General features: G+C 65.0%; 21 protein-coding genes and 1 tRNA gene. 17 read left to right on the top strand and 5 right to left on the bottom strand.

All coding sequences use genetic code 11. The features are described 5' to 3' along the window. Positions 1 to 33: 33 nt before the first annotated feature. Together WG208_RS09265 and WG208_RS09270 are read left to right on the top strand one after the other, a co-directional pair. Positions 34 to 897, top strand: a complete 864-nt coding sequence (locus WG208_RS09265; protein WP_337171055.1) for an ATPase — start codon at positions 34 to 36, stop codon at positions 895 to 897. 15 nt (positions 898 to 912) lie between these two features. Further along, positions 913 to 2217: an MFS transporter gene (locus WG208_RS09270; RefSeq protein WP_337171056.1), complete on the top strand. Its 1305-nt coding sequence runs from the start codon at positions 913 to 915 to the stop codon at positions 2215 to 2217. A 120-nt stretch (positions 2218 to 2337) separates the two neighbouring features. Here the strand turns inward: WG208_RS09270 and WG208_RS09275 are convergent, their stop codons facing one another. Continuing rightward, a complete protein-coding gene (locus WG208_RS09275) occupies positions 2338 to 3864 on the bottom strand; it encodes a family 10 glycosylhydrolase (RefSeq protein ID WP_337171057.1) in 1527 nt (508 codons plus the stop codon). 94 nt (positions 3865 to 3958) lie between these two features. On the opposite strand from WG208_RS09275, the gene WG208_RS09280 reads away from it, so the two are divergent. The 5 genes from WG208_RS09280 to pth all read left to right on the top strand — a co-directional run bounded on the left by WG208_RS09280 (position 3959) and on the right by pth (position 7680). Beyond that, on the top strand, positions 3959 to 4864 hold the full coding sequence (locus WG208_RS09280) for an ROK family protein (RefSeq protein WP_337171058.1): 906 nt from the start codon (positions 3959 to 3961) through the stop codon (positions 4862 to 4864). 49 nt (positions 4865 to 4913) lie between these two features. Next, a tRNA-Gln gene (locus WG208_RS09285) sits at positions 4914 to 4984 on the top strand. A 322-nt stretch (positions 4985 to 5306) separates the two neighbouring features. Next, the gene (locus WG208_RS09290; protein ID WP_337171059.1) at positions 5307 to 6275 is read left to right on the top strand and encodes a ribose-phosphate pyrophosphokinase; all 969 of its coding nucleotides are present in this window, start codon (positions 5307 to 5309) and stop codon (positions 6273 to 6275) included. A gap of 106 nt (positions 6276 to 6381) precedes the next feature. Beyond that, positions 6382 to 7014, top strand: a complete 633-nt coding sequence (locus WG208_RS09295) for a 50S ribosomal protein L25/general stress protein Ctc (RefSeq protein ID WP_337171060.1) — start codon at positions 6382 to 6384, stop codon at positions 7012 to 7014. A 42-nt stretch (positions 7015 to 7056) separates the two neighbouring features. Then, positions 7057 to 7680 (top strand): aminoacyl-tRNA hydrolase, encoded by a 624-nt coding sequence (pth, locus tag WG208_RS09300; RefSeq protein ID WP_337171061.1) that lies wholly within the window; start codon positions 7057 to 7059, stop codon positions 7678 to 7680. 12 nt (positions 7681 to 7692) lie between these two features. Here pth and WG208_RS09305 read toward each other — a convergent pair whose 3' ends face one another. The 4 genes from WG208_RS09305 to WG208_RS09320 all read right to left on the bottom strand — a co-directional run bounded on the left by WG208_RS09305 (position 7693) and on the right by WG208_RS09320 (position 12267). Further along, positions 7693 to 8403 (bottom strand): hypothetical protein, encoded by a 711-nt coding sequence (locus WG208_RS09305; protein ID WP_337171062.1) that lies wholly within the window; start codon positions 8401 to 8403, stop codon positions 7693 to 7695. Between the two features lie 143 nt (positions 8404 to 8546). Then, on the bottom strand, positions 8547 to 9221 hold the full coding sequence (locus WG208_RS09310) for a MarR family transcriptional regulator (protein ID WP_337171063.1): 675 nt from the start codon (positions 9219 to 9221) through the stop codon (positions 8547 to 8549). A 91-nt stretch (positions 9222 to 9312) separates the two neighbouring features. Further along, positions 9313 to 10422 carry a carboxypeptidase-like regulatory domain-containing protein gene (locus WG208_RS09315; protein ID WP_337171064.1) on the bottom strand — a complete coding sequence of 370 codons (1110 nt, stop codon included), beginning with the start codon at positions 10420 to 10422 and terminating at the stop codon, positions 9313 to 9315. Between the two features lie 138 nt (positions 10423 to 10560). Then, the gene (locus WG208_RS09320; protein WP_337171065.1) at positions 10561 to 12267 is read right to left on the bottom strand and encodes a M20/M25/M40 family metallo-hydrolase; all 1707 of its coding nucleotides are present in this window, start codon (positions 12265 to 12267) and stop codon (positions 10561 to 10563) included. Between the two features lie 48 nt (positions 12268 to 12315). Between WG208_RS09320 and WG208_RS09325 the strand changes: the two genes are divergently transcribed. From WG208_RS09325 to WG208_RS09370, 10 genes are all read left to right on the top strand, one after another. Beyond that, positions 12316 to 13587, top strand: a complete 1272-nt coding sequence (locus WG208_RS09325; RefSeq protein ID WP_337171066.1) for a sialidase family protein — start codon at positions 12316 to 12318, stop codon at positions 13585 to 13587. After that, positions 13584 to 15320, top strand: coding sequence for a M28 family peptidase (locus WG208_RS09330; RefSeq protein ID WP_337171067.1), 1737 nt, complete (start codon positions 13584 to 13586; stop codon positions 15318 to 15320). Before WG208_RS09325 ends, WG208_RS09330 begins: the two co-directional genes overlap by 4 nt. Before the next feature lie 433 nt (positions 15321 to 15753). Further along, a complete protein-coding gene (gene ychF, locus WG208_RS09335) occupies positions 15754 to 16854 on the top strand; it encodes a redox-regulated ATPase YchF (protein ID WP_337171068.1) in 1101 nt (366 codons plus the stop codon). Positions 16855 to 16982: 128 nt separating this feature from the next. Beyond that, positions 16983 to 17777: a DUF3108 domain-containing protein gene (locus WG208_RS09340; RefSeq protein ID WP_337171069.1), complete on the top strand. Its 795-nt coding sequence runs from the start codon at positions 16983 to 16985 to the stop codon at positions 17775 to 17777. 247 nt (positions 17778 to 18024) lie between these two features. Next, positions 18025 to 18417 (top strand): 30S ribosomal protein S6, encoded by a 393-nt coding sequence (gene rpsF / locus WG208_RS09345; RefSeq protein WP_337171070.1) that lies wholly within the window; start codon positions 18025 to 18027, stop codon positions 18415 to 18417. Positions 18418 to 18420: 3 nt separating this feature from the next. Beyond that, positions 18421 to 18642 (top strand): 30S ribosomal protein S18, encoded by a 222-nt coding sequence (rpsR, locus tag WG208_RS09350; protein WP_331048768.1) that lies wholly within the window; start codon positions 18421 to 18423, stop codon positions 18640 to 18642. A 2-nt stretch (positions 18643 to 18644) separates the two neighbouring features. Further along, positions 18645 to 19796 carry a hypothetical protein gene (locus tag WG208_RS09355; protein ID WP_337171071.1) on the top strand — a complete coding sequence of 384 codons (1152 nt, stop codon included), beginning with the start codon at positions 18645 to 18647 and terminating at the stop codon, positions 19794 to 19796. Positions 19797 to 19853: 57 nt separating this feature from the next. Further along, a complete protein-coding gene (gene rplI, locus WG208_RS09360) occupies positions 19854 to 20297 on the top strand; it encodes a 50S ribosomal protein L9 (RefSeq protein WP_337171072.1) in 444 nt (147 codons plus the stop codon). 168 nt (positions 20298 to 20465) lie between these two features. After that, positions 20466 to 20870 carry a ribosome silencing factor gene (gene rsfS, locus WG208_RS09365; protein WP_337171073.1) on the top strand — a complete coding sequence of 135 codons (405 nt, stop codon included), beginning with the start codon at positions 20466 to 20468 and terminating at the stop codon, positions 20868 to 20870. A 2-nt stretch (positions 20871 to 20872) separates the two neighbouring features. Next, complete coding sequence (locus tag WG208_RS09370) at positions 20873 to 24196, top strand: DPP IV N-terminal domain-containing protein (protein ID WP_337171074.1); 3324 nt, start codon at positions 20873 to 20875, stop codon at positions 24194 to 24196. Positions 24197 to 24200: the final 4 nt, after the last annotated feature.

The following is a 24200-nucleotide window of genomic DNA, read 5'->3' on the forward strand; positions in this document are numbered from 1 at the left end:
GATGAGCGGTACGCGCCGACGGAATTTAGCACGATGCGATTCTCCTCGGGCCGCGCCTTCCTCGACCAACCGGCGCATGCGGTGACCTTCTTCGGCATGTCGGGGGTCGGCAAGACCACACTGGCCGGCCTGCTGCAGAAGCAGGACTGGTTCCAGTATTCGGTGGACTACCGGATCGGCACGCGCTACATGGGCGAGCACATCGTCGACAACTTCAAGCGCGAAGCGATGAAGGTGCCGTTCCTCCGGCAGCTCCTGCGATCGGATTCGATCTACATCCGCTCCAACATCTCGTTCGAGAATCTGAGCCCGCTGTCCACCTACCTCGGCAAGCCGGGCAACGAGACACTGGGCGGCATCCCGTACGAGGAGTACTGCCGGCGTCAGGCCCAGCATCGCCAGGCCGAGATCAGCGCGCTGCTCGACATCCCGGAGTTCGTCGAACGGGCCAGAGCCATCTACGGCTATACCCACTTCGTGTGTGATTCCGGTGGCAGTCTGTGCGAGGTGGTGGACGTGCACGATCCGCACGACCCGGTGCTGCAATGCCTCGCGCACAACACGGTGCTGGTGTATATCCGCGGCACCGCCGAGCATACACGCATGCTGGTGGACCGTTTCCGCCGGCACCCCAAGCCCATGTACTACAACCCGGTGTTCCTCGACACCAAGTGGCAGGAATACAAGACCCTGCGTGGCATCGACGACGACCGGACCGTCGATCCGGACGACTTTGCCGTGTGGGGATTCGAACAGTTGCTGGCCCACCGCACGCCGCTGTATGAAGCTATTGCCGAACGTCATGGTTACGTGATCGAGATGGAGGATGTCCCGTCACTGCGTACGGAGTCCGACATCCTCGGGCATCTTGCCCGCACGATCGACGCCGCCGCCTGAACCCTCCCCGCCCGTATGCACTCCACTCAGCGTCATGCGGGCGACCGGCGCCCGTCGCGTCTCCGATCCATCATCGGTGGTTCCATCGGCAATCTGGTGGAGTGGTACGATTGGTACGCCTACTCCGCGTTCTCGTTGTACTTCGCGAAGAGTTTCTTTCCGCCGGCCAATCAGACCGTCCAACTGCTCAATGCCGCGGCCGTGTTTGCCGTGGGGTTCTTCATGCGCCCCCTGGGCGGCTGGATCATGGGACGCTACGCCGATCGGCACGGACGGCGCGCCGCCCTGACCCTGTCGGTGCTGCTCATGTGCGGTGGATCGTTGCTCATCGCCGTCACACCCAGTTATGCGACCATCGGACTGCTCGCGCCAACCCTTCTGGTGCTGGCCCGCCTGCTGCAGGGACTCAGCGTGGGCGGCGAATACGGCGCGAGCGCGACGTATCTGAGCGAGATGGCGGGACAGCGCCATCGCGGATTCTGGTCGAGCTTTCAGTACGTGACGCTCATCGCGGGGCAACTGCTCGCACTCGCCGTGCTGCTGGTGTTGCAGCGCATGCTGACACCGGAACAGTTGCAGCAGTGGGGATGGCGCATTCCCTTCGTGATCGGCGCCATCTGTGCGGTGGTGGCCATCGGCATGCGCCGCTCGCTCGAGGAGACCGAGGACTACCAGCGTGATGCCGCCACCCGTACGCAGGGCTCGGCCGCCGCGACTCTCCGCGGTCTGCTGCAGCATCCACGCGCCGTGCTCACGGTGGTGGGACTCACCGCGGGTGGTACGGTGGCGTTCTACACCTTCACGACCTACGCCCAGAAGTTTCTGGTGAACACGGTGGGTTTCACGGCGCAGCAGGCCACGTTCATCAACGCGGTGACGCTGGCGGTCTATCTCTGCCTGCAGCCCATCGTGGGTGCCCTATCCGATCGGGTGGGCCGGCGGCCCGTGCTCACAAGCTTTGCCGTGGTGGGGACGCTGGGCACCGTGCCGCTCTTGCGGGCGCTCGAACACACGACATCCGTGTCGGGCGCGATCGGATTGCTGCTGCTCGCGCTCACCGCCGTGAGTGGGTACACGGCTATCAATGCGGTGGTGAAAGCCGAGCTCTTTCCGACGGGCATTCGCGCGCTCGGCGTGGGACTGCCATACGCGATCGCCGTCTCATTGTTCGGAGGGACCGCCGAGTATGTGGCGCTGTGGTTCAAGACCATCGGTCATGAACAGTGGTTCTACTGGTATGTGACGGCGTGTATCGCCGGGTCGCTCGTTGTGTATGTCACCATGCGGGAGAGCAGCAAGCTTGGGCACATGAGCGAGTGATGTTGTTCGTCTGACATCCTTCGTCGTTCTGACCAGCTTCTTCCTGCTTTCTATCATTCGGCCAGTGATAGGGAGCAGGAGGGAGCTGGTCAGGGGGACGGAGGATGTCAGACCAACCGCTCAAGGGCGCCAGGTGATGTCGCTGCTGGCAACACCAATCCGGTTGATGGCGGTCACGACGAGGCCTTCGACACCGGCAGCGGGAACATCCACCGATCGGGTCGATGCGGGCACCAGTCGTTGACGCCAGGTGCCGGAGGTGCGCCAGCGAACCAGCCACCAGTAGGCATCCGTGCCATTGGGTGTGATCGACACGGTCACCGCGCTGGTTCCCCGGGTCGCGGCAATGGCCGGCACCAGCGGCGCCGCGGCTTCGAGCCAGGTGGTGGCGGGTGGGATCGCGCCATTGGCATACAGTCCGCCTTTGAGCGACGTGACAAAGCCCCCACGGTCGTTCTTCACGCTGCTCGCGTTGTAGAGAATCGTACCGGTCGGGCCGCCGGCGGCGCTGGCCTGCTGTCTGGTGATGCCGATCTGTGTGGGGATCTCACTCGCGGCATAGGGCGCCGTGCTGCCATCGGCAATGCGATACGACGCCAGGCCGGGCCAGAGATGCCGGCGCATGATGTTCTGCTGTGTCCACCAGCCCAGCAGCGCGCCGTAGTTCTGGCCCACCGACGTGCTCGACCAGTACAACTGCGGCGCGAAATAGTCGGCCCATCCGCGCTGCATCCACAGCCGGGAATCGGCGTAGATGGACGCATACGCATCGAGCCCCGTGATACCGGCGGGATTGCCCGGGCGCCAGATACCGAAAGGGCTGATGCCCACACGAACCGTGCGTGAACGTTCGCGGACCGTGGTGTACAGGCGCTCCACGAAACGATTCACGTTGTCGCGTCGCCAGTCGCCGCGTGAAAGGGTCCCACCGCCGCTCTGATAGCGCGCGAACGCGACGCTGTCGGGGAAATCGCTGGTGCAGCCAGTCTCGGGATACGGATAGAAATAGTCGTCGATGTGCACCCCATCGATGTCGTAGCGCGTGAGCACATCCTGCACCACGGCGATGGCCTGATCGTGCGTCGCGGCCTCGCCCGGATCGAACCAGAGCTGCGAGCAGTACCGCCGCAGCAGGTCTGGACGCTTGCGACCAAAATGCGATTCGGCCAGCCGCGCCGTGTCGCTCGCGTTGCCCGCGCGGAAGGGATTGAACCAGGCATGCAGTTCGAGCCCACGGGCATGACTCTGTTCGACCGCGTACTGCAGGGGATCCCATCCCGGGTCCACTCCCTGGGTTCCACTGAAGGAGCGCATCCACGGCTCCAGCGACGACGGATAGAGTGCATCACCCGCCGCGCGGACATGGAGAATGACCGCATTGAGCCCCGCCTGCTGCGCGACGTCAAAAAGTGCCACCAGCTCCGCCTGCTGCTGCGGAATGGACAGCCCCGTGCGCGAGGGCCAGTCGATGTTGGCCACGGTCGCGATCCACATGCCGCGAAACTCGCGGCTGATGGCCGGCACGGTGAAGGGTGTGGTGGTCGTGGTATCCGGCGGATTGGGTGTCGGGGGCTTGGGTACCGGATCCGGCTGCGTGGGTGAGTCACCGCACGCGGCGGCGAACGCCGTGGCGAGCGCCAGCAACACCGTCGCGGCCCGGTGCGCGACGCCACGAGGAGAACCATGTGAAGACCGATGTGCCCCACTTGCTCCGGACGCGGCGGGGGGACAATGTCGCGGCATGCAGACGGACGTACGAATAGGCATTGACCTGGGCGGAACGAAGATCGAAGGGATCGTGCTGGGACCGGATGGCGCCGAACTCCTGCGGGAACGGGTCGCCACGCCCAGGAACTATCCGGAAACTCTGACCGCCGTCACATCACTTGTCCATCGACTCGAGGCCACGATTGTGCGCCGAGCCACGGTGGGCATCGGCATTCCCGGCGTCGTGATCCCCGGGACCGGACTGGTGAAGAACGCCAATTCCACCTGGCTCAACGGTCGTCCACTGGCCGCGGATCTGAGCACCGCCCTCGCGCGTCCCGTTCGCACGGAGAACGATGCGAACTGCTTTGCGCTGTCCGAAGCCGCCGATGGGGCGGCTGCCGGGGCCCGTGTGGTGTTCGGTGTGATCATGGGCACGGGCGTGGGCGGCGGCATCGTGATCGATGGACGGGTGCATGCGGGGCGCAATCTCATTGGCGGCGAATGGGGCCACAACGGACTGCCATGGACCACGGCCGACGAGGTGCCGGGACCAGAGTGCTACTGCGGCCGGCGCGGTTGCATCGAGAGCTGGATCTCGGGGCCGGCCATCGCCGCGGATCACGTGCGGGTGAGCGGTGAAACGCGGGACACGGCGGCGATCATGCAGGCCGCCGCTGCGGGTGACGTGCAGGCCGCCGCGACGCGCGCCCGGTGGATCGATCGCGCCGCACGCAGCCTCGCCACGGTCATCAATCTGCTCGACCCGGACGTGATCGTGCTGGGCGGCGGGTTGTCGAACGTGGAAGGCATGGTGGACGATATCGTCGCGCGTTTGCCGCAGTGGGTGTTCACGACGGAGCTGGCGACCCGCGTGGTGCGCCATCGGCATGGCGATTCGAGCGGCGTGCGCGGGGCGGCGTGGCTGTGGGGGAAGTGAGGGGTGGTTGTCCCTCTCGCTCTGTCGGACTAGGATTCCCCGCACTGCTGGCCCATCGTATAACGGCTATTACCCCGGCCTTTGGAGCCGGAGATCTTGGTTCGATTCCAAGTGGGCCTATCCGCCGTATCCACAAACACTTGTCCGCCCTTTCCGGTACCGGTCGGAGCGAACAGGCTGACAAAATGTGGCGCGAAATGTGGCATCGTCCACCTTCGCCGGTGCATCACACACAGTCGGGCCCGCCTGGTTGGAAACCGGGTCGGGCCCGATTATCTTGAAAGGCTGCCAACAATTGGGACGGAGACGCCGCGCCTGCACGGGTACCGGCGACACTCCGCCCCGTTTTTGGTGGTGTTGCAATGGCGTCCCCAGCGGCGCCCAGGTTCGTCGTCGATTCGTTGTTCGAGGCTCGTTTTCCCCCAACTCGCGTGAGACCCTCATGAGCGCCGCCACGGACGTTTCCGTCGCGTCCCCGAACCGGGGTTACAAGATCCTCTCCGGCACCGCCAATCAGCCGCTGGCCGAGGAGATTGCGCGCTCGCTCGGCACCGAGCTGTGCAAGGTCACCTGCACGCGGTTCGCCGATGGCGAAGTGTTCGTGCGCATCGACGAGAACATCCGCGGCCAGGATGTCTTCGTGGTGCAGCCCACGAATCCGCCCGGCGAGAACATGCTCGAACTGCTCCTGCTCATCGATGCCGCGCGTCGCGCGTCGGCCGCCCGCGTCACCGCGGTGCTGCCCTACACCGGCTATGCCCGCCAGGATCGCAAGGATCAGCCGCGCGTGGCGATCGGCGCCAAACTGATGGCCAATCTCATCGAGACCGCCGGCGCCAGTCGTGTGCTGGGTCTCGATTTTCATGCCCATCAGCTCCAGGGGTTCTTCGACGTTCCCGTCGACCACCTCTATGCGGCGCCGGTCTTCACGAACTACTTCCGCAGAAAGGGACTCAAGGACCTCGTGGTCGTCGCCCCCGACGTCGGCTCGGCCAAGATGGCGCGCGGTTTCGCCAAGCGACTCGATGCCACGTTCGCCATCATCGACAAGCGCCGTCCCAAGGCCAATGTCGCGGAAGTGATGAACGTCGTCGGTGAGGTGGAAGGTCGGGACTGTCTCGTCCCCGACGACATGATCGATACCGCGGGTACGGTCTCCGAGGCCGCGCGCGCGCTCAAGAATCTCGGCGCCAAGGACATCTACGTGTGTGCCACGCACGCCCTCTTCAGCGGCCCGGCCGTGGAGCGGTTGTCCAATGCGCCGATCAAGGAAGTGGTGGTCACCGATTCGATCAACCTGCCGCCGGAGCGCCGTTTCGACACGCTGCGCACACTGTCGGTGGGCGATCTGCTCGCGAAGGCCATCCGCTTCACCCACGCCGACCAGAGCGTGAGTGTGTTGTTCGAGTAGGTGCAGGTCAGTGCAATAGCAGGTGCAGGTGCAGGTGCAGGACGCAGTATCGGCCGGGACGACCAGATCCGGTTACTCCCGAACCACTTTCTTCCGAGGTAGTTCCATGGCAAACGTCACACTCAATGCATCTGCCCGTGCCGAAACCGGCAAGGGTGCGGCGCGCAAGATCCGTCAGGCCGGCAACATTCCGGCGGTCATCTATGGCCACGGCCGTGAGCCGCAGTCGCTCACGACCAACGCCCGCGAGACCGAACGTCTGATCAAGAGCATCGCCGTCAGCAGCACCGTCATCGAGCTCGTCATCGATGGCAAGACGTCGCGCACGCTGATCCGCGAGATCCAGCGCCACCCGTTCAAGCGCACCATCCTGCACATCGACTTCCAGGAGCTGGTGGCTGGTGAGACGGTGGCGGTGAAGTGCCCCATCGTGTACGTCGGCACGCCGGAAGGCGTGCGTCTCGAGGGCGGCATCCTCGATCAGATCATGCACGAGCTCTCCATCGAAGTGGATCCGGCCAACATCCCGAACCACATCGACGTGGACATCTCGGGCGTGAAGCTCGGCAAGTCGCTGCACGTGGCCGATCTCAAGCTGCCCGCCGGCATCAAGGTGCTGGACGACGCCGGCGCGACGGTGTGTGTGGTGCAGCCGCCCAAGGTGCACGAGGAAGCCCCGGCCGATGGCGCCGCCGAACCGGAGCTCATCCGCAAGCCGAAGCCGGAAGACACCAAGTAATTCCGGTCGCGTTTCATTCGCGGGGCGCGGAGTCCGTCCGGCATGGTCACCCCACGCTGGCGCATTCCGCGCCCCGCGCGTCTTCCTCTGCGTATGAAAGTCATCGTTGGACTGGGCAACCCGGGTCGTGAATACGAGGACACCCGCCACAATGTGGGATGGTGGCTGGTCGATCATCTCGCCGCCCACTGGCATTTCGATCCGTGGCGCAAGGACGGTGACGCCGTCTCCACGACCGGATTGGTGGGCACGAAGAAGGTCAAGCTGGTCAAGCCGCAGACGTACATGAATCTGAGCGGCGCCGTGTTGCGTCCCTATCTCAAACGCGAAGGGTGGACACCGGCGCAGGATCTGCTCGTGATCGTCGACGAAGTGGCCGTGCCCGTGGGCGAGTACCGTCTGCGCGCGGCGGGCAGCCCGGGCGGACACAATGGCCTCAAGAGCATCGAAGCACATCTCAAGACGGCCACCTATCCGCGATTGCGCATCGGCATCCGTCCTGTCGATGAACGGCGCCAGATCGGCGATCTGGCCGACTTCGTGCTGCGTGGCATGCCCCGCGACGAGCGGGAACTCGTCGATGCTCTGCTGCCGCGGCTCACGCAGGCCGTCGAGCTCTGGATCAGTGACGGCACCGAAAAGGCCGTGAGTACGATGGGGCGATAGTACCCCGGGCCGTCACCTGTCGGGACCGACCTTGCCCGGCAGTGACAGATTCCCCGATGCAACCTTGTAGACGTTGGTGACACACAGGAGCGGCGCATGCAGATTCGCATTGACGCGCAGCCCCGCCGTGACACCATCGAACGACGCCGTCGCGAGCGCGCCGATCTTTTCGAGCGGGATATGCACTTCGACGAGATCACCCGCGAGATCGGTCCGATAGTCGGGGCTGTCGATCAGCAACGGCACACCGGGCCATGTGTCCGGGAGCTTCGGCTTGGTCCCCTCGGGAATGTCCTTCACCTTGAGGCCACCCGGACATGCCGGATCTTCATTGAGCACCACCCAATGCGCATGCCAGCGATCACGGTTCGTGCCGCTGTTTGCCGCATCGTCGAAATCGGGGTGGAACGTCGCCGCCAGCGCGACAATGCCCTGATCGGGATCGAAGCCCGCATCGGACGAATTGAGCGATGTCGGCCATACGTACGCATACACCTCCGATCCCTCGAACTTGCCGGTGGCCCGCGGCGTCGTTTTGCCCGCGTCGGCGCGCACGCGTGTCCGGAAGATCGCATTCCCACCGCTGGTGACGATGCGCGTTTCGACGATATCGAACGACGCCAGAACGGTGTCGCTGCTGACGACCGTGATCCCGCGTGCGGTCGTGGTGTCTTTCGATGCCGTTTCCCGCATCGATGAATCGGCCGGTGCGCAGGCCGTCATGACCAGCATTCCTGCCAGAGCACTCCATGTGGAAGTGTTCCGGCGTACGTCCCGGCGGGTGATCGTGTGCATGTGAGTATGGGGCTCCCGGTGAGCGTTGATGTGAGCGTTCATGAGAAGGCCTCCTGATGTCCGCACGGATATCAGCGCAGAGGTTGGGCGTGGAGCATCGGCGATCGCTCCGCGAGCGACGTCCACGCGGTGTGTTGAACGACGGCATCGGCCGTCTCGTGTTCGCCGCAATCGAGCCGCAGATCGCGACTGCCGAAGGCGGCGTCCACGAACGCGCAGTGGTGGGGGTGGGCCGCGTCGGCATGGACGTGCGGGCGGAAATGACGGCAGGAGACACACATGCGCTGCACCGGAATGGCGCCCGAGGTCTGCAGTTGCCGGATGAGCGCGATCTGCGTGAGCAACAGCGCTTCCTGTGCGACCGATGGCAACGACGCGAGCGCGTCGCCGACCTGGGAGGCAGCGTGGGCGATCTCCTCGCCCACACGAACGCCCTCCGGCGTGGCCCGGATGATCACCGCGCGTTGATCGGCCGGATCGGCGGCGCGCCACACGAGACCTTTGCGGACGAGCGCATTCAGCGTATCGGTGATGCTCGCCGCCGAGATCGCGAGATGCGCGGCAATCTCTTTGGGTCGAAGTCCTGCTGGCCGGCCGGTCAGCAACGCCAGCACCTGCGCCTGCGTGGGATTCAGCCCCGCGTCACCCGAGGCCGCCCACAGATCGGCCCGTCCCACGAATGCGATACGGTCGAACCCCTCCCGGAGGCGGAGGAGAATCGGATCGGATTGTGACGCTGTGTCCATGGAGACATTATTTAGGAGTCCTAACTATTTGTCAAGAGTGAATCAATTGAGGGGGTCGCGCGAGGGACATAGGCGATGGTGCGGCCGGGTGCTATGTCCGGAGCCAGATCACGAGGCTCACGTAGCCACACTCGCGTGTGAATCCCAACTCATACCCCGTGGGCGTGAGAATCTGCCGATTGCCGCCGTTGGCGATGCTCGTCGGTCCGCGAGTACCGGGCCTGAACTTGACGTCCGGTCTCGACACTTCGACGAACTCGATGGCGCCGAGATCCACCGACACGAGTGGAACGGACCAGGTCCAGCCGTTGGCTTTCACCGTGACTTCACAGGCACCGGAGATTCCGGCGGTCTGCCACCGGCGGGCAAGTTGTGCCAGATCGGTGATCCCCATCTCATGCAATCCATCGCGGGTGTAGTACTGCGTGTTGATCGACTTGAGCCGGACCATACGCCGACCCAGTTCGAAGAGCTGCACAGCTTCGGCCGGATTGGGGGGAGCCTCGGCGGGCTCCATCCACACCGCGATCTGCCGGCCACTGTCCTTGGGCACAGTCACGCCGATGGCCTGACTGGCGAAGGAGTCCCGCTCGATCCGGATCATGTAGGCGGCGGCCTTGAGCGACAGATGGAAGCGTCCCTGCGCGTTGGTGGTCGTACGCTGGCCGCTGCCGACGACCATCACCCGGGCGCCGGCCAGCGGCCGGAGCGCCGTATCGGACACGACCCCCGAGAGGCCCCCACGCTCGGCCTGCGACACCACCGCGGCCAAGCGGGTCGTCACGGGCTCGAGCGGCAACGTGATCATGGACGTGAGAGGCGTGATCTGCACCCGCAGACTGGAAGGCAGATACCCGACACGACGCACGCCCAGGCCGTAGATGCCTACGGGCACCTGTTCCAGAAACGCCAGACCTGCGGCATTGGTGAGCAACCGACGCTCGAGCTCAACGACGAACACCTCCGCGTTGGCCAGCGGCTGATCCTGGTCATCGAGCACCTGGAAGATGACCCGCTCCACGATCGTGTCCTGCACCGGCGACACACCGCTCCTCACAATCGTGTCCTGCACGGGCGCGGCCGCGCGGTGGGCCTCTCCGTCAACGCCGTGCGCGGGCGCTGCCCGCAGACCTGCGGGCCACACCAACAGCATGGCCAGCAGGATCAGCGCGTATCGAACACACCAGGACAGTGCACACATGCAGAACGCCCTCCAATCGGGAGACATGCGGGCAAACATACCGCGGGCCTCGGATGGAGGGAGGATGAAGGGAGGCGCAGGTGGCCTGACGACAGCCGGACTCGCCTCCCACTCAGCCGAAACGCCCTGCTCGCTCCCCTACCGCAATCGCGGATTCGTCTGGCGCGGCGCCTTCTGACACGTGGGCCACGCGAATGCGCCACCACCACCAGGACCGGCACCCGCACCACCCTGCGGACGGATCTGTTCGGCGGTCGCCCGTTCCCGCGTGATGGTGCTCGCGTCGTTGGCCGCGAGATAGGCCAGCATCGCGGTCAACGTCGCATTGAAGCGCAGATCGTCGAACACGATCTTGTCGTACGTGTCGCGATTGGTGTGCCAGGTATAGCTGCCGTAGTCCCAGCTCACCCCACCCAGTCCGAACGCCGGCGCCCCATAGCAGGCGAAGCTGGCGTCATCACTGCCGCCACCGCTGGGTGAACCGGGAATGCGCGGCGTGATCGCTGCTGACATCTCGGTTGGCAATGCAGCCAGCCACTGACGCAGATGTTCGCCCGCGTTGGGCAGTCCACCGGCATTGACGCTCTGCACGCGTCCGGTGCCGTTGTCCTGATTGAACAGCGCCTGCAACCCCCGCACCACTTCCGGATGATCCTCGGTGAACGCGCGTGAGCCCACGAGGCCGTGCTCCTCGGCCGTCCAGTGTCCGATGAGAATGGTGCGCTTGGGCCTGGGATACACCGTCGACAGGATGCGCATGGCTTCCAGCATCGTGAGCGATCCGGTGCCGTTGTCGGTGGCCCCCGATCCGCCGTCGAACGAATCGAAATGTCCCGACAGCACCACGTATTCATCGGGCTTCTCGGTGCCGCGGATCATGCCGATGGTGTTGAAGATCGGCTGCTCACCCAGCAGATCGGCATCGAGATTGAGCCGCACCGTGGGCGCCTGCCGGTTCTCGGTGAGCCGGAAGACGAGTCCATAGTCTTCACAGGACAGACCGATGGCCGGCGCCTTCGTGTTGTAGCTCTCGAAGACATCGATGGTGCCCCACGCATTCTTCGGACGCGAAGTGATGACGCCCGCCACCCCACCTTCTTCGAGACGCATGCCCAGACTGCCGGTGCCCAGTGCGTTGGAATAGCCGGTGCCCCGCACACTGGTGCCGCCCCACTCGCGATTCACGTCGGCGCGCAGGCTGTCCATGCGCGCCTTCGAGGCCGGTGTGGCGTGCTGCTGCCAGTTGTCGGTGGGACGGCAGGTCGGCTGCGGCGCGGACACGAGCACGAACTTGCCCTTCGCCTGCGGCAACCATTTCACGAACTCGGTGCTGTCGGCAAAGCGGGGCAGGATCACCGTGGGTGCCGTGACATCCTTGCTCTTCGTGCCCGGGCTCCACGCCAGCATGGTGCCTTCGAGCGTGCGCTGACGCGGCGTGACGAGATCGATGTGCGAATGGCCACGACGCCAGCCGCGCCAGGTACCGATCTTTTCGTTGCGTCCCTCCACGCCCCACTGCTTGTAGAGCGACAGCAGCCAGTCGTTGGCCATCTTCTGGCGCGCGGTGCCCGTGAGACGCGGGCCGATGGAATCGAGCAGCACCTGCGCGAGACGCTGCACCTGCGAACTGTCCATTCCCTGTGCCCAGATGCGCCGGAGAGTGGCGTCGTTGGTGGGAAAGGTGGGGGTCTGCGCGCCGAGGGACGGGACGGCCGGGGCCTGGACCACGAGACCGAGGGCCAGGATCCCCAGCCAGGAACGCCTGATATGCCGGACACCGGGCGAGGAAGAACGCGATTTCATGAGGGAGAGCTTCAGGAAGCGCTGCAGGGAGGGAGGCGCCACGGTCGTGGCGGGTTGAGAACTGGCTGCCGGGAGCGGAGCTTTCGGATCATGACCCGCACACTCCGCCCCCCGCATCTCCTGATTCTACTGCCTGTCCTCCTCCTGTGCGCCCCGCTGGCGTGCACGTCGGGGAGCGATCAGGCAGGGACCGCCACCGCCACGTCGCTCGATCTCGGTGCGCCGGTCGACATGTCTTCACCCACGCTCGCCGGCAGCAACACGCCGCATCTCGCCGTCACGGCCGATCGCACACTGCTGCTGTCCTGGACCCAGCGCGGTGCGGATTCCACGACCTCCATCCGGATGGCCGCCTGGAAGGATTCCACCTGGGACTCCACGCGCACCATCGCCACCGCGCGTCCGTTCTTCGTGAACTGGGCCGACTTTCCCGTGATCACGGCGCTGGGCAATGGCGATGTCGCCGCGCACTGGCTGGAGCGGGAAGGTGGCAGCAAATACGCCTACGGCATCCGCGTGGTGCGTTCGAAGGACCAGGGACGGACCTGGGGCGCCGCGGTCACGCCGCACACCGACGGGCTGGCGGCGGAACATGGTTTCGTGTCGATGTGGGCTGAAGGAGCGGATCGCATCGGGCTGGTGTGGCTCGATGGTCGCAAGAGCGCCATGGCCGATTCGGCGCGAGAAATGACCATCCGGTCGGCGGCCATTGCGCCCGATGGCACACTCGAACGGGAATCGCTCATCGATGCACGAAGCTGCGACTGCTGCCAGACGGGGACCGCCCCCACCCGTGGCGGTCGCGTGATCGCCTACCGCGACCGCACGGCAGAAGAGATCCGCGACATCGTCGTGGTACGCGCCACCACAACGGGGTGGACGGAGCCGCAGAAGGTGCACGACGACGACTGGCACTATCCCGGATGTCCGGTGAACGGTCCACAGGTGGCGTCGCTGGGTGACACCGTGGCCGTCGCCTGGTACACCGCGGCACACGACACCGCGCGGGTCTATGTCGCCCGGTCGCTGGACGGTGGGGCAACGTTCGGGGCGCCCGTGCGGGTCGACGAAGGCAATCCGATCGGACGGGTCGACGTGTTGCTCGACGATCAGGCGCGCCCGGTGGTGGTGTGGCTCGAACAGCGGTCCCCCGAGCAGGCCGATGTCCTGGTCCGCCGCGTGGGACCCGACGGCACACGCGGGGTACCTCAGATCATCGCCAGCACCAGCGGCGCGCGGCAGAGCGGATTCCCGCGCATCGCGCGCCACGGTGATGCGCTCATTGCCGCGTACACGACGGTGACACCGACCATGACGGTGCGGATCGCGCGTGTTCCTCTTTCTCCAGCTTCCAAGCCATGATCCTGATCCGTTCCCGGGTCGCCGTTGCCCTGGGCCTTGCGCTCGGGTGTGCCCTGTTGGGTGTGGGGTCCGTGTTGCGGGCCCAGAGTCCTTCGGCCGGTGTGAACAGCACGCCCCTGCCGCTCAAGCACGATCCGAAGCCCACGTCGGCGGCCATCACGTCGCAGGATCTGATGACGCGTCTCTACATCTTCGCCGACGATTCGCTCGCCGGACGCGATGTGGGAACGGAAGGGCACGTGAAGGCCACCGACTACCTCGCACGCGAGGCCCAGCGCATCGGTCTCATGCCGGGCGGTGAGAACGGCACCTTCTTCCAGACGTTGCCGCTGAAAACGCGACGGGTCGATCGCATGTCGTCGTTCGTGGCCGGCGGCGCGTCGCTGGCCATCGGCTCCGAGTGGGCGATCGGTGGCAACAGCAGTCTCGATCTCGATGGCGTGGAGGTCATCTACGCGGGCGCCTTCGGTGAGACCAGCGCCGAATTGCCGGCCGACCAGGTGAAGGGTCGTGTGGTGGCCTATGCGCCCGAAGCGAGCAATGCGGCGCTGCTGCGGTCGCTCGAAGGTTCCGCGCTCACACCGGCCGGTGCCGCGGGTGTGCTGTTCCTGCTGCCACCACGCACGGCGGGCGTTCTGGCGTATGCGCTGCGTGGGGGTGCCCAACTCATCGATCCTTCGCTGCCGGCGGCGGAAGGCCGTCTGTTCGTCTCGGAGGCCGCGGCCGCGAAGCTGTTCCCCAAACCCGTGGCGCAGCTCGAACCCGGTGCACTCGGCGCCAAGCTCACGGTGAAGGCGCACGTGGACGTGTCGGATGCCACGTATCCGGCACGCAATGTCGTCGCGCTCCTGCCCGGCAGCGATGCGAAGCTGAAACAGCAGTATGTGGCGATCGGGGCACACAGCGATCACGTGGGCGTGGCCCCGCGCGCGGTCGATCACGACTCCCTGCTCATTTTCAATCGCCTCGTGCGCCCGGGTGGTGCGGAGGACGAAGGCAACATGGGCACACCGGCGCAGTTCGAGCAGATCAACGCGGAACTCGCCGACCTGCGCAAGACACGTCCCACCCGGCGCGATTCGATCTTCAATGGAGCCGACGACGATGGTTCGGGCTCGGTGGCCGTACTGGAGATCGCCGAATATCTCGCCTCCCTCAAGACAAAACCCAAGCGCAGCACGCTCTTCGTGTGGCACGCCGGCGAGGAAAAAGGCCTGTGGGGATCGGCCTACTTCACGGAGCATCCGACGGTGCCACGCGATTCCATCGTGGCGCAGCTCAACATGGACATGGTGGGTCGCGGGGCGGTCACCGATGTCACCGGCATGAGCAAGGACGGCCAGGAACTGCGCGGTGGTCCGGACTATCTGCAGCTCGTGGGTTCACGCCGGCTGTCGAGCGAACTCGGTGATCTGATCGAGCGCGTGAACAAGGATGGCAAGTACAACTTCGTGTTCGACTACGCGATGGATGCCAACGGACACCCGATGAACATCTACTGCCGCAGCGACCACTACGAATACGCCAAGTGGGGCATCCCGGTGACGTTCTTCACCACCGGCGGCCACTCGGCGTATCACCAGCTCACCGACGAGCCGCAGTACATCGACTACCCGCACATGCAGCGCGTGACCCGACTCGTGGCGGGCATCGCGCTCGAACTCGGCAATCTGCCCAATCGGCCGAAGGTGGACGGCGTGAGGATGGACCCGCACGGAGCGTGCGTGCAGTAGCGGATCAGATTTCCGGACGGGGTCAGAGGTGAGAGATCAGCCGGTCAGACCTGAGACGACGATCGAGTTGAGAGATCAGACAACAACGAAATCAGAAATCTGAGCGCTGGCGGTCGAGAGGGTCGTGTGCGCCACGGGCTTGCCGGCCCGGCGCCCGCAGGGTTCGGGGCGCGAAGCGCCCCGCAAAACGTCGAGGCCTCGCGTCCGTACCCACCCGCGGACGAAGTGCTCGGACCTCTGACCTCGTGGTTGTCTGATTTCTCAACTCGATCGCCGTCTCAGGTCTGACCGGCTGATCTCTGATTTCTGACCCCGTCTGAAGATCTGAGGCCAGAGGCCAGACCCCAGAGATCAGAGTCCAGCGCCTCCCCTGCTCCGATCCGCTAGATTCCTCCCGTTCGCATTTCTGATCTCTGCCTCAGCTCGCTCCTGGATGCTTCGCCTCGGTATCGTCGGCCTCCCGAATGTCGGCAAGTCGACCCTGTTCAACGCCCTCACCGCCGCCAAGGCGGAAGCGGCCAACTATCCATTCTGCACCGTCGAACCGAACGTTGGCATGGTGGAAGTGCCCGATCCGCGCATGGACCGCCTCGCGGAGATCGTGCAGCCGAAACGGACGGTGCCGGCCGTGGTGCAGTTCGTGGACATCGCCGGGCTGGTGAAGGGTGCGTCCCAGGGTGAAGGGCTGGGCAACAAGTTCCTGCAGAACATCCGCGAGACCGATGCGGTCGTGCATGTCATCCGCTGTTTCGCCGATGAAGACGTGACGCACGTCATGGGGCAGCCAGATCCCGCGCGCGACAAGGAAATCATCGAACTCGAGCTCGCACTGTCGGATCTCGCCACGGTGGAGAAGCGTCTCGACAAGGTGAAGCGCGCGGCCAAGGCGGCCGACAAGGAAGCGCTGGCCGAACTGCCGGCGCTCGAAGCCGCCAACGCGGCACTGTCGGAAGGCAAACCCCTCTGGCGCGCGGGACTCGACAAGGATGCGCTCGCAAAACTGTCGGGCATGCAGTTGCTGACGGCCAAGCCCGTGCTGTACGCCGCCAACGTCACCGACGAGGAGCTCTCGGGCGAAGAAGGCCCCTATCTCAAGGCGCTGCGGGCGGCCGTCGCGGAGAGCGGTGAACATGCGGAGATCGTCCCGTTCTCGGCCAAGATCGAGGCGGAGCTGGCCGAACTGCCCCCCGAGGAACGGGTGGAGTTCCTGGCGTCGCTGGGCATCGAGACGGCCGGCCTCGATCGACTCATCCGGGCCGGTTACCACCTGCTGGGCCTCGAGACGTACTTCACCGCGGGTGAGCAGGAAGTGCGGGCCTGGACCATCCACCGCGGCGACACCGCGCCGGTGGCGGCCGGCGTGATCCACACGGACTTCGAGAAGGGTTTCATTCGCGCCGAAACGGTGTCGTATCAGGACTTCTCCACGCTGGGCGGATGGAAGCCGGCGCGGGAAAAGGGCGCGGTCCGGTCGGAAGGCAAGGAGTACGTGGTGCAGGACGGCGACGTGTTGCTCTTCCGCTTCAACGTCTGATCCACGTCGGACTCACGTCGGCCTTACATCCGACCCACTGCGAGTTCACGTCCGACTCACCCCCAGCCGCGCGTCCCGCACCAGCACGTGCTTCGATCTTTTTCCCCTCTGGTGGGTATGTTGCGCACATGATCCGAATGTCGCCCGCGCCAGTGAAGGCGCTCGCAACCCTGCTGCTGGTCTGGTCATCTCTTGCGAGCACCCCATTGGCGGGGCAGAGCGTGAGCGGTGCAGCGTCGTCGCTCCCGCCGGGCGCGATGGCGGTGCCGTTTCAGATCGGCGAACGCCTCGAGTACGATGTCAAGTTCGGCTCGCTGAAGGTGGGCAGCGGCAGCATGGAAGTGCGCGAGATCACCGAAGTGCGTGGCCATCCCGTGTGGCACACGGTCTTCCAGATCAAGGGCGGCATCCCGCTGTATCGGGTGAACGACATGTACGAGTCGTGGTTCGATGTCTTCACGCTGAACTCCCTGCGGTACCACCAGGAGATCGACGAGGGGAGCTACGAGCGGAAGCGCCGCTACGAGATCTTCCCGGAGCGCGGGATGATGAAGGAAGGGGACCAGCCCGAAGAGCCCACCGTCGCGATGCCATTGGACGAGGGGTCGTTTCTGTATTTCGTGCGCACCCTGCCGCTGGAAGTGGGCAAGACCTACGAATTTTCCCGGTACTTCAAGGCCCAGGGCAACCCGGTCCGCATCCGGGTGCTACGGAGGGAAACAATTTCCGTCCCCGCCGGTTCGTTCAGCACGGTGGTGCTGCAGCCCACGTTCCAGACCAAGGGCATCTTCAGTCAGAACGGGAAGGCCGAGGTGTGGATCACCGACGACGAGCGCCGCATGATGGTGCAGATGAAGTCGAAATTGAGCTTCGGGTCATTGAATCTGTATCTGCGCAACACCACCGGGACCCGGGCTCCGTAGCCTCGGGCAAGCCCGTCCAGGGAAGCCCTGCCGGAAGGCCCGGCCCGCCCCCGCCGGTCCGGGCCTTTACCGCAGACCCCGAACCGAGTAGCCTTAAAGGCTCTAGAAACTTCAGTCGCTCTCTCGGCACCGTTGGTGCACCGGGTGAGTGGCTGCTGTCCGGTTGAAGTTCTCAACCCTCCGCCCGCGGCTCGGCACTGCGGGTGGCATACAGACCACTGGTCCAGACCACAGGGAGGATTGCCGAGTGGCAAAGCTCAAGATCCGTCGCAACCCCACGCGGCGGTACGAAGCCGTGTACATCTTCGACAGTGCGCTCGAAGACACGGTGATTGCGGAAAAGCTGGAGAAGCTGCAGTCCCTGCTCAACCTCGCGGAACCCGCGGAGATCGAGCACTGGGGCCGTCGTCAGCTCGCCTACAAGATCGGCCGTCACGAGACTGGCTACTACATCATCAGCCATTTCACGACGGTCCCCGCGACGCTTCCCGAGTTCGAGCGTGCGCTCAAGCTCGAGGAAGGCGTGGTGCGCTACCTGGTGACGCTGTACGAGCACGAGCTCGGCGCGCCCAAGCTGAGCGATGAAGAGCTCGCCTCGCGCCGCCGCGCGAGTGATGATGACGACGACGACGAGGAATAACCAATGCGCCGCCAGAAGAAGCCCTGCCCGATCACGGAAGCGGGGATCCGCTACGTGGATTACAAGGATGACCGCCTCCTCGCCCGTTTCATCACGGATTACGGCAAGATCCTGCCGAGCCGTCTGAGCGGCGTGGATGCCCGCCACCAGCGTCAGCTGTCGAAGGCGGTGAAGAAGGCGCGTTATCTCGCGCTGCTCCCGTACGTGAAGGGGCAGACGGGCTGAGTATGAACGGAGCGGTCGCGCCGGGTCTCGCCGCGACCGCTCCGCAGGAGCGTGGATGGCGATGGTTCGTGCTGGGATTGGTGCTGATGGTCGCCGCGACCGCCGCACCGGCCTGGCCGCCGACGCTGTCGCTCTTTGCCGGTGCGGTGCGGTTGCTCCTCCCCATGGAACAGTTCGCCCTGCTCGTGCTGGTGGCCATCGCCGCCTGTGCGACCGTGGGGTGGTGGTCCGGCGGGCGGTTGTTCCTCGCGCTGCTGTGGGTGGCGGCCGCGGCGTACGTGCTGTGGCGGGTTCCGCTGCCCCTCACCGGCTACGGAGCGTTCCTTCGTGGCTGGTCGGTGACGCTGGGGGCCGCCTTCGGGCTGGTCTGCCTGGCCTCGCCGGCTCGTCCGCTCCTCACCCGGGCACTGGGCGCCGTGGCGCTGGCAGGGGTCATCACCGTGACCGGATTCTCGGCACGGGCACTGGGTCCCACCGGCACCTTCGACGCACCGGCCCAGATGTTCTCCCGGGAGTATCAGCATCGCCTGGGGGAATCGCTCGAAACCTGGCGGGCCCGATCGGCTTCGGATGCCTGGCGTCGCTTCGCGCAACGCTTCCCGGAGGCGGTCGAGCGCACCAACCGGATGGAAGCGATGCTGGTGGCGCTGGTGGAACCTCTGCCGGCGTCTGCGGCGGTTGGTGGAGCGCGCCCGGGTCCCCTCGTGGGACTGGTGCCCGCCCTGCTGGCGCTCGAGTCGTTGCTGGCCCTGGCCCTGGGGTGGGCAGCCTATCATCGGCTGGCCCGCACGCGGATCGGTCCTCCGATCGGCGCCCTGCGGGACCTGCGCTTCAACGATCAGTGGGTGTGGGGGTTGGTGGTCGGTGTGACGCTGCTGCTGTTGCCCACGCTGGTGGAGTGGCGGCTGGCCGGCCTCAATCTGGTCTGCTTTTTCGGGACGTTGTATGCCCTGCGGGGCGCGGGTGTCCTGACGTGGTGGATCCCCGATCGGGCGGCCATCTGGTCGCTCCTCGCGTTGGTGTTGTTGGTTCCGATCCTGGGACCGGTGTGGGTCCTGATCGCGTTGCTCGCGGTCACCTTCACCCTCGGGCTCGGCGATACATGGCGGGACTTCCGGGCGGGTGCTCCGTCCAGTCGGCCATGGTCGTCCTGAGCTGGTCCTCCTGACGTTCTTCGCTGTTCTCTTTCACCGGTTCGACCCGGAGTTCCCATGGAAGTCATTCTCCGCAACGCCGTCGACAAGCTCGGACATCCTGGTGACATCGTCTCCGTGTCGCCGGGTTATGCCCGCAACTTTCTGATCCCTCGCGGCTTCGCCTACGAAGCCACGGCCGGCAACCGCAAGCGCATCGCGGCCGAAAAGAGCCGTCTCGAAGCCCTCGAGAACGAGCGCATCGCCGCCGCGCAGGGCATCGCCGACAAGCTGGCCGAAGTCTCGGTCACCTTCGCCGCCCGCGTGGGCGAAGAAGGCAAGCTGTTCGGCTCGGTCACCACGGCCGACATCGCCCACCAGCTCGAAGCCCAGGGCTTCAAGATCGAGAAGCGTCAGATCGAGCTGAACGAGCCCATCAAGGCACTCGGCGTCTACCGCGTGGGCATCCGTCTGCACGCGGACGTGCACCCCGAAATCAAGGTGTGGGTGATCAAGCAGTAAGCGCGATCACCGACGACCATGCGAGGGGAGTCCGGACACTGGACTCCCCTCGTTTTTTGTCCGAGCAGGACTTTGCGGGACGTCACCGCCGGCCGGCCCCTGTCCGAGATCGGGTCCGTACCGCAACCTTCATCGAGTCCGGCGGGTACCGATTCCGGTAGCCCTCCTTTGCCCTTCCCCATCGAGTACATGGCCGAACGCGCACCAAGCCCCGGAGAACCCATCGCCCTGCGTGCCGCCGCGCTGGCGAGCGAGCTCAAGGCCCACGACATCGTGGTCCTGGATCTCAGGGGAGTGACCGATATGACGGACTTTTTTGTTATCGCCTCCGGAACCTCCGACACCCATGTCCGGGCCATCGCCGAACATGTGCAGGCAGGGTTGAAGACCACTGGGGTGTCAACCAACATGACCGAAGGACTCACGCAGGGGCGGTGGGCATTGCTCGATTACGCCGACTGCGTGGTGCATGTCTTTCATCCGACGTTGCGTCAGTTCTACCAGCTCGAGCGGCTCTGGGGTGACGCCACGCCGGTTCCATTGGACAGGGAAATCACGCAGGGAGTCCGGTAATCATGGCGCTGGCGCAACGATGGACCCGGTTGAAGGCACGGTTGTCGATGGTGGCCACGCGAGTGGGCCTGTCCGCCATCGTCGCCACGGTGGCCGCGACATCGTTGGCCGCACCGGCAGCCGCCCAAGGGTATTTCGGGCAGAACCAGGTGCAATACGACCGGCTGCGCTGGCGCGTGATCGAGACGGAACACTTCCTCGTTCATTACTACCCCGAGATCGCCGATGTCGCGCCTGATGCGGCGCGCATGGCCGAACGGTCCTATGCGCGGTTGTCGCGGCTCATGTCGCACCAGTTCCGCGAGAAGAAGCCGATCCTGATCTTCGGTTCGTCGGGCGACTTCGCGCAGAGCAACGTCTTCGGTGACCTCGGTGAGGGCACCGGCGGTGTAACCGACCCGTTGCGGCAGCGCATGGCCCAGTTCTTCTCGGGCGACTGGGGCAGTTTCGAACACGTGCTCACGCACGAAATGGTGCACGTGTTCCAGTTCGACATCTTCTCGCGCGGTCGCGCCGGTGCCGGTCTGCAGAATCTGGCGATGGTGAATCCGCCGCTCTGGTTCATGGAAGGGTTGGCGGAGTATCTGTCCATCGGCCCGAAGCATCCCTGGACGGATGCGTGGGTGCGCGATGCCGTGATCAACAACGCGCTCCCCAGCATCTCGCAGATGACGGAGCGTCCCGACAAGTATTTCCCCTATCGCTACGGTCTCGGACTCTGGCAGTACGTCGGGTCCCGGTGGGGTGACGAGGCCATCGGCGAGATCATGAACGCGGTGCCGAGCCTCGGCATCGACCGGGCCTTCCGCCGTGAGCTGGGCGTGTCGCTCGAAGAGCTGAGCAACGAGTGGAAGCAGGCCATGCAGGCCAAGTACCTGCCCACCGTCGCCACGCTCGATCGTCCGCGCAGTTTCGCCGAGCCCCTCCTCACGCAGAACCGCACGGGCAGCATCGCCAACATGTTCGTGGCGCCCGCGCTGTCCAGCGACGGCAAGTACATCACGTACATCGGCTACGGCAGTCTGTTGCGCGGCGAAGTCTTCCCCGAGATGTATCTCGCCGACGCCACGACCGGCAAGCGCATCACGCGCCTCGTGAAGACCACCACCAACCCCGACTTCGAACAGCTGCGGTTCATCTATTCGCAGCCGTCGTTCTCGCCGGATGGACAGATGCTGGCCTTCACCGGTCAGCGCGGCGGCCGCGATGTGCTCTATCTCATGGACATGCGCTCCCGGAAGGTGGTGAAGCGCATCGATCTCGAACTCGATCAGGTGTTGAGTCCGAGCTTCTCGCCCGATGGCCGCAAGGTGGTGTTCAGCGGCATGCGGCACGGCAGCAGCGATCTCTACGTGGTGTCGCTGGACGCCCCGGGGTACACCCAGCTCATGAAGGACCAGTACGGCGATCTGATGCCGCAGTGGTCGCCCGACGGTAAGACGATCGCCTTCATCAGCGATCGGGGGCCGGACACCGATCTGGAGATTCTCAAGATCGGCGCCTGGAAGGTCGTGCTGTACGATGTCGAGACCCAGCAGATGACCATCCTGCCGAACCAGGGTGGTCGCGCGACCAATCCGCAGTGGGCGCCCGACGGCAAGTCCATCGCGTACGTGACCGACCGCACCGGCATCGCCAACATCTTCCTGTACGATCTCGAGGCCAAGGAGCACTACCAGCTCACGAATGTGGTGGGCGCGGTCACCGCGGTGGCGGAGCAATCGCCGTCCATTACCTGGGCGCGCAACGCGGACATGCTGGCCTTCGTGTATTACGAAAAGACCGATCACGCGATCTGGAAAATCCAGAACCCTCGCGCGCTCAAGAAGGCGCCGTACCGTGATCCGGTGGTGGTGGCCCAGAATGTCCCTGGTGCAGCCGCGCCGGGTGGTGCGGCACAACCCACGGCCACGCCCACACCCACGCGGCCGGTCGATCCCACGGCACACCTGCAGCGTGCCACCGTGCGGGACACGGCGGCGTCTCGGCAATCGTACTATCGCCCGAGCACGGGCAATGTGGCGCGGGTGTCGAGCGAGCTGCCCGCCTCCACGCTGTCACGACTCACCGATCAGGTGAGTGTCGAAGCGTTGATGGACAGCTTCGACTTCTATCTGCCAGACACGACCCGCTTCCGCGACACGCGGTACAAGGCGCGCCTCACACCGGAGTACATCGCGCAACCCAGTATCGGCTATCAGCAGAACGGCTGGGGCCAGGGTACGTACGGTGGCACCACGATCGTGTTGAGCGATCTGCTGGGCAACCGTCGTCTCGCACTGTCCGGTGCCATCAATGGCACGCTGGCCGATGCGCAGGCCTTCGTGGGCTACACCAGCCTCGGCCGCCGTCTGCAGTACACCACGGGTGTAATGCAGCAACCGATGTATCTGATCTCCAACTACTACCAGACGCCGGCGGAAGAAGAGGGGCAGTTCTATCAGACGCAGGAGATGTCCCGTCTGGTGTTCCGACAGGTATTCGCGGCCGGTCTCTATCCGCTGAACCGCTTCACGCGTTTCGAATTGGGCGCGCGTTTCCAGAACATCGATCAGCAGGCAGTGCCCTACACGCGTCTGGTCGACTACAACTACATGCAGGCGACGTACTGGGAGCGTGGGGACACCCGCAATGTGGCGTCGGCCAATACGGTGTCACCGTACGTGGCGTGGGTGACCGACAATTCGATGTTCGGGTACACGGGCCCCATCTCCGGGAAGCGCATCCGCGTGGAGTTCGAGCCCACCGTCGGTTCGTGGCAGTACAACGAGTTCCTCGCCGATGCCCGGTCGTACATTCCGATTCTCTTCAACTACATCACCTTCGCCACGCGGTTCACCACGAGCATGGCGATGGGGCGTGATGAACTCCGTTTCCCGAAGTGGATCGGCCGGCCGGATTTTGTGCGCGGATACAACCGCGAGGATATCGGGTACGTCAGTTGCTCCGGCCTGCCCTCGGACGATGGATCGAGTTGCAACGCCGAGGAGCTGATCGGCAGTCGTGTGGCCTTCGCCAACGCCGAACTGCGGTTCCCCATCATCCGGCGCTACGGCAACCGCACGGCGCTGCTGGGTGGATTCCCTCCCATCGACGGGTTGTTCTTCTACGATGCCGGCGTGGCCTGGTCGAAGGGGCAGAGCCTGGTGTTCTCGGCGCCGGACGACTACGACTTCACGAAGCAGCGCGCGCTGCTCAAGAGCTACGGGTTCGGCCTGCGCATGAACCTGTTCAACATCGCCATCATCCGCTGGGATTGGGCAAAGCCGGCCAGCCGACCGGGCGCCAAGGGGTTCGGCACGTGGTTCTTCGGAGCCAGCTACTGACGGA

The organism is Gemmatimonas aurantiaca, from assembly GCF_037190085.1.
GTDB classification, from domain to species: Bacteria; Gemmatimonadota; Gemmatimonadetes; order Gemmatimonadales; family Gemmatimonadaceae; genus Gemmatimonas; species Gemmatimonas aurantiaca_A.